Source organism: Brevibacillus sp. SAFN-007a (assembly GCF_051967035.1).
Classification (GTDB): Bacteria; Bacillota; Bacilli; order Brevibacillales; family Brevibacillaceae; genus Brevibacillus.
Genome location: NZ_JBQCKK010000019.1, coordinates 1 through 16290, shown reverse-complemented (window position 1 = coordinate 16290; position 16290 = coordinate 1). Strand labels below are relative to the sequence as shown.

23 protein-coding genes are annotated in these 16290 nt (G+C 50.8%); 21 read left to right on the top strand and 2 right to left on the bottom strand.

Going from position 1 to position 16290, the window contains the following annotated elements:
• The 18 genes from rplO to ACTHO6_RS17285 all read left to right on the top strand — a co-directional run bounded on the left by rplO (position 1) and on the right by ACTHO6_RS17285 (position 12719).
• Entirely contained in the window at positions 1 to 441 is a 441-nt protein-coding gene (gene rplO, locus ACTHO6_RS17370; RefSeq protein ID WP_440243012.1) for a 50S ribosomal protein L15, read from the top strand.
• Positions 441 to 1736, top strand: coding sequence for a preprotein translocase subunit SecY (secY, locus tag ACTHO6_RS17365; protein ID WP_440243011.1), 1296 nt, complete (start codon positions 441 to 443; stop codon positions 1734 to 1736). Before rplO ends, secY begins: the two co-directional genes overlap by 1 nt.
• 60 nt (positions 1737 to 1796) lie before the next feature.
• Positions 1797 to 2441, top strand: a complete 645-nt coding sequence (locus tag ACTHO6_RS17360) for an adenylate kinase (protein WP_309479292.1) — start codon at positions 1797 to 1799, stop codon at positions 2439 to 2441.
• A gap of 7 nt (positions 2442 to 2448) precedes the next feature.
• Complete coding sequence (map, locus tag ACTHO6_RS17355) at positions 2449 to 3195, top strand: type I methionyl aminopeptidase (protein WP_440243010.1); 747 nt, start codon at positions 2449 to 2451, stop codon at positions 3193 to 3195.
• Positions 3196 to 3312: 117 nt separating this feature from the next.
• Positions 3313 to 3531 (top strand): translation initiation factor IF-1, encoded by a 219-nt coding sequence (gene infA / locus ACTHO6_RS17350; RefSeq protein WP_003333772.1) that lies wholly within the window; start codon positions 3313 to 3315, stop codon positions 3529 to 3531.
• Between the two features lie 34 nt (positions 3532 to 3565).
• Positions 3566 to 3679: a 50S ribosomal protein L36 gene (gene rpmJ, locus ACTHO6_RS17345; RefSeq protein WP_003333770.1), complete on the top strand. Its 114-nt coding sequence runs from the start codon at positions 3566 to 3568 to the stop codon at positions 3677 to 3679.
• Positions 3680 to 3700: 21 nt separating this feature from the next.
• Positions 3701 to 4069: a 30S ribosomal protein S13 gene (gene rpsM / locus ACTHO6_RS17340; protein WP_440243009.1), complete on the top strand. Its 369-nt coding sequence runs from the start codon at positions 3701 to 3703 to the stop codon at positions 4067 to 4069.
• A gap of 16 nt (positions 4070 to 4085) precedes the next feature.
• Entirely contained in the window at positions 4086 to 4487 is a 402-nt protein-coding gene (rpsK, locus tag ACTHO6_RS17335) for a 30S ribosomal protein S11 (protein ID WP_440243008.1), read from the top strand.
• Between the two features lie 155 nt (positions 4488 to 4642).
• Positions 4643 to 5587 carry a DNA-directed RNA polymerase subunit alpha gene (locus ACTHO6_RS17330; RefSeq protein ID WP_005828801.1) on the top strand — a complete coding sequence of 315 codons (945 nt, stop codon included), beginning with the start codon at positions 4643 to 4645 and terminating at the stop codon, positions 5585 to 5587.
• 130 nt (positions 5588 to 5717) lie between these two features.
• Positions 5718 to 6077 (top strand): 50S ribosomal protein L17, encoded by a 360-nt coding sequence (gene rplQ, locus ACTHO6_RS17325; RefSeq protein ID WP_005828799.1) that lies wholly within the window; start codon positions 5718 to 5720, stop codon positions 6075 to 6077.
• 183 nt (positions 6078 to 6260) lie between these two features.
• A complete protein-coding gene (locus ACTHO6_RS17320) occupies positions 6261 to 7112 on the top strand; it encodes an energy-coupling factor transporter ATPase (RefSeq protein ID WP_440243007.1) in 852 nt (283 codons plus the stop codon).
• Positions 7088 to 7960, top strand: coding sequence for an energy-coupling factor transporter ATPase (locus ACTHO6_RS17315; protein WP_440243006.1), 873 nt, complete (start codon positions 7088 to 7090; stop codon positions 7958 to 7960). Before ACTHO6_RS17320 ends, ACTHO6_RS17315 begins: the two co-directional genes overlap by 25 nt.
• Before the next feature lie 2 nt (positions 7961 to 7962).
• Positions 7963 to 8760: an energy-coupling factor transporter transmembrane component T family protein gene (locus ACTHO6_RS17310; protein WP_440243005.1), complete on the top strand. Its 798-nt coding sequence runs from the start codon at positions 7963 to 7965 to the stop codon at positions 8758 to 8760.
• Entirely contained in the window at positions 8757 to 9491 is a 735-nt protein-coding gene (gene truA / locus ACTHO6_RS17305) for a tRNA pseudouridine(38-40) synthase TruA (protein WP_440243004.1), read from the top strand. The genes ACTHO6_RS17310 and truA overlap by 4 nt, the downstream gene beginning before the upstream one ends.
• Before the next feature lie 252 nt (positions 9492 to 9743).
• Positions 9744 to 10181 carry a 50S ribosomal protein L13 gene (rplM, locus tag ACTHO6_RS17300; protein ID WP_440243003.1) on the top strand — a complete coding sequence of 146 codons (438 nt, stop codon included), beginning with the start codon at positions 9744 to 9746 and terminating at the stop codon, positions 10179 to 10181.
• Positions 10182 to 10201: 20 nt separating this feature from the next.
• Positions 10202 to 10594, top strand: coding sequence for a 30S ribosomal protein S9 (rpsI, locus tag ACTHO6_RS17295; RefSeq protein WP_376877489.1), 393 nt, complete (start codon positions 10202 to 10204; stop codon positions 10592 to 10594).
• 187 nt (positions 10595 to 10781) lie between these two features.
• The gene (cwlD, locus tag ACTHO6_RS17290; protein WP_440243002.1) at positions 10782 to 11498 is read left to right on the top strand and encodes an N-acetylmuramoyl-L-alanine amidase CwlD; all 717 of its coding nucleotides are present in this window, start codon (positions 10782 to 10784) and stop codon (positions 11496 to 11498) included.
• Positions 11499 to 11615: 117 nt separating this feature from the next.
• The gene (locus ACTHO6_RS17285; protein ID WP_440243001.1) at positions 11616 to 12719 is read left to right on the top strand and encodes a P-loop NTPase; all 1104 of its coding nucleotides are present in this window, start codon (positions 11616 to 11618) and stop codon (positions 12717 to 12719) included.
• Between the two features lie 47 nt (positions 12720 to 12766).
• Here the strand turns inward: ACTHO6_RS17285 and gerD are convergent, their stop codons facing one another.
• The gene (gerD, locus tag ACTHO6_RS17280; RefSeq protein WP_440243000.1) at positions 12767 to 13402 is read right to left on the bottom strand and encodes a spore germination lipoprotein GerD; all 636 of its coding nucleotides are present in this window, start codon (positions 13400 to 13402) and stop codon (positions 12767 to 12769) included.
• Positions 13403 to 13527: 125 nt separating this feature from the next.
• Here gerD and ACTHO6_RS17275 point away from each other — a divergent pair, with 125 nt between their 5' ends.
• Positions 13528 to 14115, top strand: a complete 588-nt coding sequence (locus ACTHO6_RS17275; protein WP_440242999.1) for a KinB-signaling pathway activation protein — start codon at positions 13528 to 13530, stop codon at positions 14113 to 14115.
• Between the two features lie 42 nt (positions 14116 to 14157).
• On the opposite strand, the gene pdaB is transcribed toward ACTHO6_RS17275, so the two are convergent.
• Entirely contained in the window at positions 14158 to 14928 is a 771-nt protein-coding gene (pdaB, locus tag ACTHO6_RS17270; RefSeq protein ID WP_440242998.1) for a polysaccharide deacetylase family sporulation protein PdaB, read from the bottom strand.
• A 126-nt stretch (positions 14929 to 15054) separates the two neighbouring features.
• On the opposite strand from pdaB, the gene ACTHO6_RS17265 reads away from it, so the two are divergent.
• Together ACTHO6_RS17265 and ACTHO6_RS17260 are read left to right on the top strand one after the other, a co-directional pair.
• Entirely contained in the window at positions 15055 to 15708 is a 654-nt protein-coding gene (locus tag ACTHO6_RS17265; protein ID WP_440242997.1) for a stage II sporulation protein M, read from the top strand.
• A 112-nt stretch (positions 15709 to 15820) separates the two neighbouring features.
• Positions 15821 to 16054 (top strand): hypothetical protein, encoded by a 234-nt coding sequence (locus ACTHO6_RS17260; RefSeq protein WP_007787097.1) that lies wholly within the window; start codon positions 15821 to 15823, stop codon positions 16052 to 16054.
• Positions 16055 to 16290 lie beyond the last annotated feature (236 nt).

Here is a 16290-nt window from a genome sequence, read left to right as displayed (position 1 = left end):
ATGAAATTGCATGAACTGAAGCCTGCTGAAGGTTCCCGTCACACTCGTAAGCGCATCGGTCGCGGTATCGGTAGCGGTACTGGCAAAACTGCTGGTAAAGGTCACAAAGGTCAAAACGCTCGTTCCGGCGGCGGAGTTCGCCTTGGTTTCGAGGGTGGTCAAAACCCATTGTACCGCCGTCTGCCTAAGCGCGGTTTCACTAACATCAGCCGCAAGGAATTTGCGATTGTTAGCCTGGATGCGCTGAACCGTTTTGAAGAGGGTACTGTCGTAACGCCTGAGCTGTTGAAAGAAACTGGTGTGATCAGCGCGCTGCGCGACGGTGTTAAGGTTCTTGCTAACGGCGAACTGACTGTGAAGCTGACTGTAAAAGCTCACAAGTTCTCCGGAGCTGCTGCTGAGAAGATCGCTCAAGTCGGTGGAACAACCGAGGTGATCTAATGTTAGCGTCCTTAACTAACATTTTTAAGATTGGCGACTTACGTCGGAAGGTCCTGTTTACTCTCATGATGTTGGTCGTCTTCCGGATCGGTAGCTTTGTACCGGTTCCCAACGTAAACGTCGAGCTGTTTCAGCAGAACACAAACCACTTGTTGGGCTTGTTGAACACCTTCTCTGGTGGAGCACTGCAAAACTTCTCGATTTTTGCCATGGGTATCATGCCATATATTACGGCATCGATTATCATGCAGCTGATGTCGATGGATGTAGTGCCTAAGCTGACGCAATGGGCACGCGAAGGGGAAGTTGGCCGTCGCAAGATTGCTACCGTAACCCGCTATGCGACAATCATCCTCGGGTTGATTCAGTCTGTAGGGATGACAATCGGCTTTAATAATATGGCGCCTGGCTTGCTCAAGGACACGTCTATTGGCAGCTATGCACTCATTGCGTTGACACTGACGGCTGGGACCGCATTCATGATGTGGATGGGGGAACAGATTACGGAGAAAGGAATCGGGAACGGGATTTCGATCCTGATCGTTGCCGGGATTGTCGCTAACATTCCAAACGGGATTATGACAATCTACAGTACGCAGTTTGCTGATCCTTCTCAAAACGTATTCTTCAGCATCGTCAAAGTTGTGATCATTCTGCTGGTGATCCTCGCCATTATCGTCGGGGTTATCTTCATGCAGCAAGGGATCCGCAAGATTCCAGTGCAATACGCGAAGCGAGTGGTTGGACGCAAAATGTACGGTGGTCAATCCACGCACATTCCGCTGAAAATCAACTCTGCCGGCGTAATTCCTGTCATCTTTGCCGTCTCGCTGGTCATGTTCCCGTCGACAATCGCGCAGTTTTGGGTGGATGCATCCGGAACCGGGTTCGCCAACTGGATCTATCGCAACTTCCAAGTCAATGAACCGTTGGGAATGACGCTGTACGCTATTCTGATTCTCGGTTTCACCTATTTCTACACATTTGTTCAGATCAACCCTGTGCAAATGGCAGAAAACATGAGAAAAAATGGCGGTTACATTCCTGGTATCCGACCCGGCAAAAACACTGAGGTATACATTACTCGTACACTAAACCGTCTAACATTGGCTGGCGCATTGTTCTTGATGGCAATTGCTATCTTGCCATTCTTCTTCAGTAAGCTGGCTAACCTGCCGCAGCAGATTTACATCGGCGGCACTTCGCTCTTGATTGTGATCGGGGTAGCCCTCGACACCATGAAGCAGATCGAAAGCCAGATGATCAAACGCCATTACCAAGGGTTTATCAAGTAATGACTTAGATGTTTCAGAAAAGCCTCTGTAGCTTTTCGTGATGGGACGGAGGGAATGGACGTGAATATAATTCTGATGGGGCTGCCTGGTGCCGGTAAAGGAACACAGGCAGAACGTATCGTAAAAGAGTTTGACATCCCGCACATTTCGACTGGCGACATGTTCCGAGCTGCGGTGAAAAATGAAACGCCGCTCGGACTGCAAGCCAAATCCTTTATGGATAAAGGTTTGCTTGTTCCCGATGAAGTAGTCATCGGAATTGTGCGGGAGCGCCTCTCGATGGACGACTGCGCAAAGGGATTCCTGCTGGATGGTTTTCCGCGCACGGTTCCGCAGGCAGAAGCGTTGACAGCTACCCTCAAAGAGCTGGGACGCGAAATTGATCATGTGATTAACATCAACGTTCGTCGCGAGCAATTGATTGAACGTCTGACCGGTCGCTGGATCTGCCCTGTATGTGGAGCTAGCTATCACACGATGTTCAATCCTCCAAAAGAGGCTGGCGTGTGTGACAAGGATGGCGGCAAGCTGTATCAGCGTGATGACGACAAGATCGAAGTGGTCACACAGCGTCTTGATGTCAATATCGCCCAGACTCAGCCGCTCATCGACTACTACTCCGCACAGGAACTCCTGCGAGATATCAATGGGGAACAAGATATCCAGGTAGTGTTTGCGGAAATTAAGTCATTGCTAAGAGGGTAATTGCCGAATGATTATCCTGAAGTCGAAAGCAGAACTTGAGGTTATGCGCGAAGCTGGTCGAATCGTCGCACTCACCCATCAAGAGCTGGCCAAGGCGATCAAGCCTGGTGTCACGACAAAGCAGCTAGACGAAATTGCCGAGACATTTATTCGCAGCATGGGAGCAGTTCCATCATTTAAAGGCTACGGTGGCTTTCCAGGTAGTATCTGTGCTTCAGTCAATGAAGAACTCGTACACGGGATCCCAGGGAAACGGGTGTTGCAAGAAGGAGACATCATCAGTATCGACATCGGTGCCCAGTTTCAGGGGTACCATGGAGACTCCGCTTGGACGTATCCGGTCGGCAAAATTTCAGCGGAAAACGAAAAGCTGTTGCGGGTAACGGAAGAATCGTTGTTTAAAGGGATTGAAAAGGCTGTCCCTGGTGGACGATTGTCCGATATCTCTCACGCCATTCAGGTTCACGCAGAAGCTGCCGGCTTCACACTCGTCCGCGAGTATGTGGGGCATGGGATTGGGCAAAACTTGCACGAAGATCCGCAGGTTCCTAACTACGGCCCTCCTGATCGGGGTCCACGGTTGAAACCAGGCATGGTGTTGGCAATTGAGCCAATGGTGAATGCCGGCGAACGTTATGTCCGCACATTGGAGGACAATTGGACGGTAGTAACATTGGATCGGAAAACATGTGCTCATTTTGAACACACCATCGCGATTACGGAAGATGGCTATGAGATTTTTACACGAACGTAAAGGGAGAGTTCCGAGTGATTCGGGATTGTCGTCCAACGTGTCGACGATAAGTTCGTTGTGTGATCATTTCGCAAAACTCATGGTCCGACTGAAGAGCAGAAGAAAGGAGAGTTTACCATGGCAAAAGATGATGTCATTGAGGTAGAAGGCACAGTAATTGAGCCTTTGCCGAACGCTATGTTTCGAGTAGAATTGGAGAATGGACACAAAGTCCTTGCTCACGTCTCTGGAAAAATCCGCATGCACTTTATCCGCATCCTGCCGGGGGATAAAGTAACTGTTGAACTGTCGCCGTACGACTTGACTCGCGGACGTATTACGTACCGCTATAAATAGCAAGCAAAACCCCTAGAAAAGGGAGGCAAGAACCATGAAAGTGAGACCTTCGGTTAAACCGATCTGCGAGAAATGCAAGGTTATCCGTCGTAAAGGTAACGTAATGGTTATTTGTGAAAATCCTAAGCATAAGCAAAAACAAGGGTAAACAAGGAGGTGCTTTTGACACATGGCACGTATTGCAGGCGTAGACTTGCCGCGCGAAAAACGCGTTGAAGTTGCTCTTACCTACATTTTTGGTATTGGCCGCCCCACGTCTCAAAAAATTCTGGCCGCTACTGGCGTAGATGTGAACACTCGTGTTCGCGATCTGACAGAAGAGGAAGTTAGCAAACTGCGTGAGTACATCGACAAGAACGTGAAGGTGGAAGGCGATCTCCGTCGTGAGATTTCCTTGAACATCAAGCGTCTGATGGAAATCGGATGCTTCCGTGGAATCCGTCACCGTCGTGGACTGCCAGTTCGCGGTCAACGTACAAAAACAAATGCTCGTACACGTAAAGGCCCACGTCGTACAGTAGCTAACAAGAAGAAGTAAAGGAGGGTAATCTGACATGGCGAAAAGAAAACAGGCTACAGCAACTCGTACCCGTCGTCGTGATCGCAAGAATGTTGAAGTCGGCGTAGCGCACATTCGCTCCACTTTCAACAACACGATCGTAACCATTACAGATCCACACGGTAACGCGATCTCTTGGTCCAGCGCTGGTTCCCTCGGCTTCAAAGGCTCCCGTAAAAGCACTCCGTTTGCTGCGCAAATGGCTGCTGAAGCGGCTGCACGTGTTGCTATGGAACATGGCATGCGTTCCCTTGAAGTATCGGTAAAAGGCCCAGGTGCTGGTCGTGAAGCAGCGATCCGTTCCCTGCAAGCTGCTGGTCTTGAAGTGAACATGATTAAAGACGTGACGCCAATTCCGCACAACGGTTGCCGTCCACCAAAACGTCGCCGCGTGTAACGGTTTATATTGTTCAGAACATGTCCATACTAGAATGGTAAATTCTGATTTATAGCTTGTCATGCACGCAAACGGTAAACCGCCGGGGAAATTCCTGAGTGGGCACGTATGCGGCCCACCCAAGGATTTCGACGTTTTGAAGGAGGGTTTGTTTAATGATAGAAATAGAAAAACCAAAAATCGAGGTTGTGGAAGTTAGCGACGACAACTCGTATGGGAAATTTGTTGTAGAACCTCTGGAGCGCGGATACGGAACTACTCTTGGCAACTCGCTGAGACGGATTCTTCTTTCGTCCTTGCCAGGCGCGGCAGTCCGTACTGTTCAAATTGACGGGGTTCTTCACGAGTTCTCTACCGTAGAAGGCGTCGTTGAAGATGTAACCGAGATCATCCTGAACATCAAAGGCTTGGCGCTGAAGATCCATTCCGATGAAGAAAAAGTAATCGAGATCGATGCAGAAGGCGAAGGCGTTGTCAAAGCGGGGGATATCCGTGCTGACAGTGATGTGGAGGTCTTAAACCCTGATCTTCATATTGCAACGTTGGCCAATGGCGGTCGTCTGCATATCCGCATGACAGCTGGACGTGGTCGTGGTTATGTTCAATCAGATGGAAACAAGTCTGAGGATCTGCCTATTGGCGTGATTCCGATTGATTCGATCTATACGCCGATCAAGCGCGTTAACTATCAAGTGGAAAATACCCGCGTAGGGCAAATGACCAACTATGACAAGTTGACGCTTGAGGTTTGGACAAACGGCAGCATCAGTCCGGAAGAAGCCGTAAGTCTCGGCGCAAAAATCATGACGGAGCACTTGAACCTGTTTGTCGGTCTGACCGATGAGGCGAAAGATGCCGAGATCATGGTAGAAAAAGAGGAAGACAAGAAAGAAAAAGTGTTGGAGATGACTATCGAAGAGCTGGATCTTTCTGTTCGTTCCTACAACTGCCTGAAGCGTGCCGGTATCAATACCGTGCAGGAGCTGACGCAGAAGACCGAAGAGGACATGATGAAAGTCCGCAACCTGGGTCGCAAATCTCTGGAAGAAGTGCAGGAAAAGCTGGCTGAACTGGGCCTGTCCCTGCGTAGCGACGACTAGAGTGGCGAATCCAGACAGCAGACTTTCGTTCTCTCGCGTCTGTCCCCTTGAGGGGAGAGTACAGATCTGGCTGCCGACTGTAGTAGAGGGTTCTACGTAGTGGGGCCAGTTTGAAAAGGGAGGTAAAGACATGGCATACCGTAAATTGGGTCGTCGTAGTGCAGCTCGTAAAGCGTTGTTCCGCGACTTGGTAACTGACCTGATCATCAACGAGCGTATCGAAACTACAGAGATGAAGGCGAAAGAACTGCGCCCAATCGCTGAGAAAATGGTAACGCTCGCGAAACGCGGCGATCTGCATGCTCGTCGTCAAGTGGCTGCTTTCGTTCGCAAAGAAGTTGCGAATGCAGAAGGTCGCGATGCTGTACAAAAACTGTTCGATGAAATCGCGCCTCGCTTCAAAGAGCGCAACGGTGGATACACACGTATCCTGAAAGCCGGCCCTCGCCGCGGCGACGCTGCTCCGATGGCGTACATCGAATTCGTTTAATCGTGGATAGAAACTGGTCGTTTTACATGGGGAACGAGACACAACCTCGATACCGGTAATGGACCGTGAAAAGGGTGGGGGCAGATCTGGTCATAGGCTGGACTCTGATTCAACCCTTTTTTTCTTTCTACGAAAGGTGAAATCCTGCTAGTCTGCGAAGGCTGGGGAGGTTGTGAATGCCTCATGAATGAAGAAAACCTGCTGGTGCTGCAAGATGTATCCTATACCTATGACGATGAAAGCGGCAGCCGTGTCCCGGTCTTGAAGGACGTCGACCTGACCATTCCAAAGGGTTCCTTTGTGTCTGTATTGGGTCATAACGGTTCGGGCAAGTCTACGATGACGAAGCTGATGAACGCCTTGCTGCTGCCTGAGGGCGGCAAAATTTTCGTCTGTGGAATGGATACGTCCCGAGAGGAAATGATTTGGGAAATACGTCGCCACGTGGGCATGGTCTTTCAAAACCCTGATAATCAGATTGTCGGGGCTACGGTGGAAGATGATGTGGCCTTTGGGCTGGAAAACATGGGCGTCGCTCCTGAAAAGATGCGACAGCGTATTGATGAGGCATTGGCTTCGGTCGGGATGGAGTCGTATTTGCTGGCGCAGCCGCATCGGCTGTCGGGGGGACAAAAGCAGCGCGTGGCAATCGCAGGCATTATGGCGATGCGGCCATCCGTCATCATTCTGGATGAGGCAACAGCTATGCTGGACCCCCAAGGCAGACAGGAAGTGATGCAGCTGGTCAGACGGCTGAATCGCGACGAAGGGATTACTATCATTAATATTACCCATTTTCCCGAAGAAGCGGTCTATTCGGACAAGGTCGTTGTGATGAATGCCGGGGAAGTTCTGATGGAAGGGCCGCCTGGTGACGTGTTCAACCAGGTCGAACGTTTGAAAGGGGTAGGATTGGACGTTCCCTTTGCTGTCCGCCTCCGACACATGTTGGCTTCCAAAGGGATTGATCTACCGTTTGTACTGCACCAAGAGGAGCTGGTGGAGCACGTATGCAGATTACTTTTGACCAGGTAAGCCATATCTACGCACAAGGAACACCGTTTGAACGCGTAGCCTTGCACGATATTTCGTTTACGATTCCATCCGGTTCGTTTGTCGGGATTATCGGACAGACAGGGTCTGGCAAGTCTACGCTGATTCAGCATTTGAACGGCTTGCTTTTGCCGAGTGCGGGAACCATTACCTTGGGAGACACGGTTATCACCTCGAAGCAGCGGTTGCCTCACGCGCAAAGACGGAATATCGGACTTGTTTTCCAATATCCGGAGCATCAACTGTTTGAGGAAACGGTAGCAAAGGATGTGGCCTTCGGACCTTCCAACTTTGACTTGCCGGAAGCGATGGTAGAAGCCCGCGTGAGAGAAGCGCTTGAAATTGTAGGACTGGATTACGAAACAATCAAGGATCGTTCGCCTTTTCACCTGAGTGGCGGGCAAATGCGCCGTGTCGCACTGGCGGGAGTCCTGGCCATGCAGCCCAAAGTGCTTGTATTGGACGAGCCGACGGCAGGACTGGACCCGATGGGGCGTCAGGCGATTCTGGAAGCGATCTACCGCATTCATCAGGAGCAAAAGCTGACGACGCTGCTGGTCACTCACAGCATGGAGGAAGCCGCGCGGTACGCAGACTACTTGCTGGTGCTGGCCCAGGGCACCGTAGCCTTGCAGGGCAGGCCGGATGAAGTCTTCATGCAGGCAGAGCGCCTCCGCGAGCTCGCTTTGGATGTGCCGGAGACAGTCGCCTTTGTGTCGCGGCTGAATCAGTTGCTGCCGGACAAAGACAGTCTGCCGAACTCCGTTTATCGGGAGGAAGAGTTGATTGCCCATCTGCTGGAACGACTGTCCGTACCGAAGGGGGGCTAGGCATGCTGCAAAATATTGCCATTGGTCAATACGTACCTGGGCATTCCTTTTTACATCGCGCCGATCCGCGAAGCAAACTGCTCTTTATCATTCTTTTTGCCACGCTCGTCTTTCTGGCCAACAATGCGCTTACGTATGGCGTGTTGGTCGGCTTTACCTTGTATGCCGGGCTGCTCTCCAGGCTGTCGCTTGGCTATCTCCTGAAAAGCTTGAAGCCGGTCTGGATTTTGATCGTCTTTACCATCGTGCTCCATATCTTTCTGACGAAAGGCGGCGCGGTGTACTTCCAATGGGGCTGGTTTACCGTCGAGGAACGCGGCGTGCAGCAAGCGATTTTCATTTCCTTGCGCTTGGGACTGCTGGTGGTGATTAGCTCCTTGCTGACGCTGACGACTTCGCCGATCGATTTGACGGAAGGACTGGAGCGTCTGCTTGGGCCATTTGCCCGGTTCGGTGTTCCCGTGCACGATATTGCCCTGATGATGTCGATTGCGATCCGTTTCATTCCGACCCTGATGGAAGAGACGGATAAAATTATCAAGGCGCAGACGGCCAGAGGAGCCAATTTTACGAGCGGAAGTCTCGTGAAGCGAGCGCAGAGCCTGATTCCGATTGCCATCCCGCTGTTCGTCAGTGCGTTTCGCCGGGCAGAGGATCTTGCCTTAGCGATGGAAGCGCGCGGGTATCGCGGTGGAGTCGGGCGAACCAGACTGCACAAGCTGGCGTTTACCTGGCGGGATGTCGGCATGGCCGGTGCCGGGATTTTGCTGGCGATGATGATTGGATGGTGGCGCACATGAAACGGTTGCGCTGTGTTTTGGGATACGACGGAACAGACTTTAGCGGTTTTCAGGTTCAGCCCGACCAGGTAACGGTGCAGGGGGAGATCGAAGCCGCTTTGAAGCGAATCACGGGAGAGGAAATCCAAATCCATGGTTCGGGTCGTACCGATGCCGGCGTGCACGCGCGCGGACAGGTGATTCATTTTGATACCAACAGCCATATTCCTCTGGACAAATGGCGGTTTGTGCTGAATAATCAGTTGCCCGATTCGATCGTGATCCGATCCGTAGAAGAGGTGTCAGAGTCCTTTCACGCCCGGTTTGACGTGAAGGTGAAGGAGTATCGCTATTGCATCGACAACAATCCTGTCGCAGATGTATTTCGCCATCGCTATGCCGACCACATCCGCTTTCCGCTGGACGTGGAGGCGATGCAGCAGGCGGCCCGACATTTGGTCGGAGAGCACGATTTTACGTCCTTTTGCTCAGCGAAAACATTTGTCGAGGACAAGGTGCGAACGCTGTACAGCCTGACTGTGGAGCGCTCCGGCGGTGAAGTATGGGTAACGTGCCGGGGCAACGGCTTTTTGTACAACATGGTGCGCATTATCGTAGGTACCTTGGTAGAGGTCGGGCAAGGCAAACGTCATCCCGATGAGCTGAAACAGATCCTTGCGGCACGAGATCGGGAGATGGCAGGGAAGACAGCGCCAGCCAAAGGTTTGACGATGTGGGAAGTCGTCTATTAGCAGCTGGATTTCCAATGATTAGACCCAGTGGAGACACTTGACTACGAGACGGCAATGTAGTACGATATTCCTTGGTATTTTAACCCCGCCTAGCCCCACTCTAGCCCCGGGATTGAAAGACAAGATCGTAAATATGGAACACCTGGAAGAGTTGCTCACCCGTTACGAGCAATGATCTTCCATTGCAAGTTTCTGCTTTTTTGGTTATAAGTAGATGGACATGTTATGGCAAGATATTTAGGAGGGACAAAAATGCGTACCACATATATGGCGAAACCGCTCGAAGTTGAGCGCAAATGGTACATCGTTGACGCAGAAGGCCAAACGCTGGGTCGTCTGGCAAGCGAAGTAGCTTCTATCCTGCGCGGCAAACTGAAACCTGAATTCACCCCACACGTTGATACCGGCGATTTCGTAATCGTCATCAATGCTGATAAAGTGAAACTGTCTGGTAACAAGCTGCAAGACAAAATCTATTACACTCACTCCCTGTATCCAGGCGGTCTGAAAAAGACTACAGCTGGCGACATGCTGAACAAGAAACCAGCTCGTATGTTCGAACTGGCTGTAAAAGGCATGCTGCCGAAAAACAGCTTGGGACGTCAAATGTTCACGAAGCTGAAAGTATACGCTGGCGCTGAGCATCCTCATGCAGCACAAAAACCAGAAGTTTGGCAAATTCGCGGTTAAGGTAAAGGGAGGAAATATACGTGGCACAAGTACAATACTACGGTACAGGTCGTCGTAAGCACTCCGTAGCACGTGTTCGCCTGGTTCCAGGTGAAGGTCGCATTGTAATCAACAAACGTGATATGGATACTTACTTTGGTTTGGAAACACTGAAATTGATCGTAAAACAACCACTCGTTCTGACTGAAACTCTCGGTCGTTACGATGTGCTGGTTAACGTAAACGGCGGCGGAACAACCGGTCAAGCTGGTGCAATCCGTCACGGCGTGGCTCGCGCTCTGCTGAAAGCAGACCCAGAACTGCGCGGCGCTCTGAAACGCGCTGGCTTCCTGACTCGCGACCCTCGCATGAAAGAACGTAAAAAATACGGCTTGAAAGCAGCTCGTCGCGCGCCTCAATTCTCCAAACGCTAATATGTACGTTTGCCAAGGCTCTCGAACTTTACGGTTCGGGGGCCTTTTTGCGCTAGTAGAAATAACGCTGCAAAAAGCACGGACCGCTGCACGTAGCAGTTCCGAGCCGATCCGGCTTATCTGTGGAATATTCGTCCCTGTTTGTCCATATGATGGAACGAGAATGGGACAAAGGGGACGATACGCCGTGACACGAAAAGGGGTAGGCTGGATACTGGCTTTCGCTTTACTGGTGGTGTTGTTCACCTACGAATCACCGGATCGCTCGTCGTGGACGACATGGTCGCTGCCGCTGACAGGAACCGTCATTGCCATCGATCCGGGACACGGGGGCAAAGACGGTGGCGCGATATCCGGTTCGGGCGATGTGGTGGAAAAAGAGGTGACGTTGGCCATCAGCATGTATTTGCGCGATTTCCTCCAGCAGTCAGGCGCGTTTGTCATCATGACGCGAGAGGAAGACAAGGATTTGGCTTCGCCGGAGGCTGATCTGGCCAAGAGAAGAAAGGCAGAAGACATTCGCAACCGGGTGAAGCTGGTGAACGACAGCTCTCCCGATTTTTTGGTCAGCATTCACGTCAATTCCATACCGTCTCCCAAATGGTCGGGAGCGCAAACGTTTTACTCGCCTGCGTTTAAAAAAAGCGCGGAAGTATCCTACCTGATCCAGGATGAGATCAAACGGGTGCTGGGCAATACTGATCGGGTGCCGAGCAAGACCAACAACGTGTTTTTGATTCGCGAGGTAAACTGCCCGGCTGTCTTGGTCGAGGTCGGATTTGTCAGCAACACGGAGGAAGCGAAGCGGCTGCAAAGTCCGGAGTACCAAAAAGCGATGGCCAATGCCATCTACCAAGGGATTTTGCGGCAGTATTCCGGAGAAAAGGCGCCGATTACACCTTGAGCGGGCGGTGGCTGTGTCCCGCCCGTCCGAATATGCTATAATGAACGCGCAAACCATCTTGTGATAGAACCGTATGGAGAAATGATTGCCAAGACGATATAGATGAGGTGAACAACCATGTTGACCAGAGAACACATTCTGGAAGCGCTGCGCGATGTAAAGGACCCTGAAATCAACCGCAGCCTGGTCGAGTTAAACATGATCCGGGATATCCGTGTGGAGGGCGCTACAGTAAGCCTGACAGTCGTTCTGACGATCTCAGGCTGTCCGCTCAAGGCCAAGATCGAAGACGACGTCATAGGGGCTGTCAAAGCGCTTGGAGCGGAGGAAGTGCGGGTGCAGTTCGGCTCGATGACAGATGAGGAGCGAGCGGCTCTCAGCGCTCAGCTCCGCAAGACCCAGGGCGGACAAACGCACAACATGACGCCGGGACAAGCTCCTTTGCTCAATCCGATTTTGGCCAAGGATTCGAACACGACGTTTATTGCCATTACGTCGGGGAAAGGCGGCGTAGGCAAGTCGACCGTCACCGTCAATCTGGCCGTCGCTCTGGCCAGACTGGGGAAAAAGGTGGGAATTATCGACGCCGACATCTACGGCTTCAGCGTGCCGGACATGATGAACATCGATCAGCGTCCTACCGTGATTGGCGAAACGATTCTCCCTGTAGAAAAGCAAAAGGTGAAGGTCATGTCCATGGGCTTCTTCGTCGAGGACAATTCGCCGATTATTTGGCGCGGTCCGATGCTCGGGAAAATGCTTCGCAATTTCTTTACGGAAGTGCATTGGGGAGAAGAGCTGGACTATATGCTGCTCGACTTGCCCCCAGGAACGGGAGACATGGCACTGGACGTGCATACGATGATTCCCCAAAGCCGGGAGATTGTCGTGACGACGCCCCATCCTACCGCAGCTTTTGTAGCGGCACGCGCAGGGGCGATGGCCAAACGGACGGGACACGAGATTCTCGGTGTCGTGGAAAACATGGCCTGGTACGAAGCAAAGGACGGCTCCAAAGAGTACGTTTTCGGCCGCGGAGGCGGAGGGAAGCTGGCAGAGACGCTGGCGACCGAGCTGTTGGGACAAATTCCATTGGGACAGCCTGACAACCATCCATCTGAGCCGGACTATTCTCCTTCCGTTTATCGGGAAAGCTCTGCCATCGGCCAGCTGTATCGGGACATGGCGCTTCGCATTATCGAAAAATGTGACCGGAAGTAGGCAGATACCAAAAAGGTGGGCTCTGAATGAGAGCTCACCTTTTTTTCTTAGGAAGAGGAATCGCCGCTGGAGTCTCCGCTCTCCCCGCTGCCGCCTTTGCCTTTTTTCTTTGGCTTCAGTTCTTTTGGCTTTGTCAGGTCTTCCGAGACCTTGGTCATGATTTGCATCAGCTCTGCTTGGAACAAAGGGCTTTGCAAGGATTCCTTCATGATCTGCATGGTTTGCTGACGGTAAGCGGCGCTTTTCATCAAATCCATGAGATTTTTTTCAAACTCGGGGTCCTTCATTACGCTGATGAGCTGTTTTTGGTACTCGGGGTCTTTCATCAAATCCTTCATCAGCGTTTTTTGTTCGTCCTTCATCGACTTGGCCAATGTGCTGGCGAATTTCGGGTCTTTGAAGGCCTCTTTGATGTGGGGGCTGTTCGGATTCGTCATGCTTTGTATCAATGTGGTGCGAACAGTGGACTCGTCAATCATCAGGTTTTGCTTGAACTTCTCGTCCTTCATCATCTTGCCAACCGATTGCTTCGCTTCGTCAGTCTGCAATATGTCCAGCACCATGTCTTTGACGCTTTTATAATCAGGCTGAGACGAACCTTGCGCTTGCCCGCCGCCTGAGCAACTGGATAGTACCAGACAGACAATTGCGGAGAGCCAAAAAGACAATGCCTTTCTTCTCATGGGATGGACACCTCCTTTTTTTCTCTGCCTAACAGTAACGTGCGCATTTTGTTTTGTTCTTACGCTAGTATTTTCTTGTATCCATTGGTACAATCATATTCGATGTGGAATGGAGGGAATGTTTGGTGAGTTTGCGAAAGTATGGCTGGCTCTTTGTCACCACGTTGCTCTTGGGTGGACTGGGAGGCGTCCTGGTCGCCTTTATTTTTGATTTGGATAAGCTCTTGGAAGGCAGCGCGGGCAACTTTTTTGTCGGCACGCTGATGTATCTTTTGTATGGGATGACCATTAGCATTGTGGCCCAGATGGGTTTTTTTGCGTATATGACGATTCATTACTTTGCCAAAACGATTTTCAGGACCCCTTCCCTGTGGAAGAGCATTCAGGTTTTTTTCATCCTGTTTGTGTTTTTCGATATGATTTACCTCCGCTACACGTCGCTTGGCGAAGGAAAAGGAATCGGGCCATACTTTATCGAACCGGTTTTGCTATTGATTGTCGCTTTGGTTACCGCTTACGGAAAAGTTAAGCTGACGAACAAGACGGCGTGGGTTCCTACGATGTTTTTCATGTTTGTGGTAACGGCAGTGGAATGGATTCCCGCCCTGAAGGAAGACAACGTGCATGCGACCTTGTCCATGCTCGTTCCCTTACTGTTTTGCAACGTGTGGCAAGTGATGCATTTGCATCGCCTGGTAAAAAGAGAAAGCTGACCTTTGTCGGGTCAGCTTTTTTGTGTGCGTTCTTCTTTGTGTTTAATGGACTTCTTTGCTCTGGATACTGGTGCCGGCGATCAGCTCGGATACAGTGACAAATTCGTATCCTTGCTTGCGCAGCTGATCGATAATGACGGGAAGGGCAAGGTGCGTCTCCTTGGCGGAATCACTTGCATGCATCAGGATGATGTCGCCGGGATGGGCTTTGGACAGGACATTTTTGACAATGACATCTTTTTTCGGCTCGATCCAGTCTCTGGAGTCTGTGTCCCACTGGATGACCGTATAGCCCATGCGATTGGCGATTTCCAGCACGCGCTTGTCAAAATCGCCGTTTGGCATGCGAATCAGGTTCGGTTTTTTTCCAGTCATCTCTGTCAGGATCGTATCTGCTTTTGCGATCTGACTGCGAATTTCTTCATCTGTGTACTTGCTGTAATTGTCATGCTTATGGCCATGCGACCCGATTTCCAGTCCAGTCTCCTTGATCCTTTTTACAATTTCCGGATGTCGCTGGCTCCAGGGAGCGGACAGGAAGAAGGTTGCTTTGCTCACATTTTTTTCTTTCAAAACATCGAGGATAGGGAGTGCGCGGGTTTCTCCCCAGCTGATGTCAAAGGTGAGAGCGATTTTTTTCTCCTTGGTGTCTACCTTGTAAATGGCCTGGGGACCCTGCTTGCTGCCGCTGCTGGAAAAAGCCGAGATCGTATCGCGTTCCGCATAGCCAATACCGGCCGTTAGCAGAATAGCTACTGCGATAATGAGGATTTGCTTCAAGCGGTTGGCACTCACGACATACATGAATTTCATGGATAGGCACCTCCTTTGTCCGATAACAGTTTATGCAGGGAAGACAAGGATATTCTTTGGCCTATTGGCTATTGTTGAGCTACAATGCATATAGTGAAAGGAAGAGGCAGTAAAGGAGCGTGGCTCATGAACAGAAGACTGCAACGTCTATGGTTGGATAACAAACGATTTTTTTTGACAGCTTGTCTCCTTTTTTTCGGAGGCGGTCTCCTTGGCTATTTGCAGGTACCCGGCGTGGAATCCATGGCGCAGAGCTTGATGGGGCAGGTGAAAGAAATTGTGGAGCGGATCAAAGAGAGCGGGGGAGGGGTGTTTGCTACATTTTGGATGATTTTTTCCAACAATGTGCTCAGCTCTTTGATGATGATGGCTCTCGGGCTGTTCTTTGCGTTTTTTCCCATAATTGGCATGCTGACGAATGGGGTGTTGCTCGGGTTCATCATGTCGACATACGGTGCAAGCGGGATTAGTCCGTGGCTGATTTTCAGCGCAGGAATTTTGCCGCATGGGATTTTTGAATTGCCAGCTGTCCTGTTTGCTGCGGGTATCGGCATACGCCTTGGGCTGCTTAGCCTTCGATCTGTCGGGCTGCTGTTTGTGCCACACAATCTGGAGCGCGTAAAAAATGACTGGCAGGGTACCCTCAGGCAATTTCCAGCTGCTGTGCTGACCGTTATCGGTCTCCTTCTGATTGCAGCGATCGTAGAGAGTACGATTACCCCCCTCATTCTCAAAGCAGTAGTAGGGGAACAAATGCAGCAAGTGAATTTGCTGAAATAATTTGGAGTTTACAATAAATGGAAGCCCTCCTGTTGGGGGGCTTTTCTGCTGAATAGGGTTCAATGGTGATGGAAAGGATAGAGGTGAGACTCGTAAGGCGGAGGCGATATCGTTGTTAGGGTTTTTGTTTAATGCCAAAGAAGTGCAAGAACTAGAATACTTGTTGAAACGGGAGCTCGAAGAAATGCTGCTCGACTTTAGCGATAAACGAATCGATTATTTGGTGAAGCGCGCTATGGAGGAACGCTACTCCATTATGTTCCGTATGTATGCCAGAATAGCCTCTCCGAATGAGCTTTCCAAGTACGTGAGACGCAGAAAACTGGGGGAAGAGCATTTCACCTGAAATCTTTTTCAAAAAACCTATTGACTCTCCTATGCATGACATGATAGATTAGTTCTTGTCCTTGAGACACCATCACGAAAAACGATGAATGCTCGGTGGACAGCAACAAGCACTTGCTCCTTGAAAACTGAACAGCGAAAGCGTTGATGAGTCTATCATTTTTACATGATTTGCCAGCTTGAACCAGCAACAAACTTTATTGGAGAGTTTGATCCTGGCTCAGGACGAACGCTGGC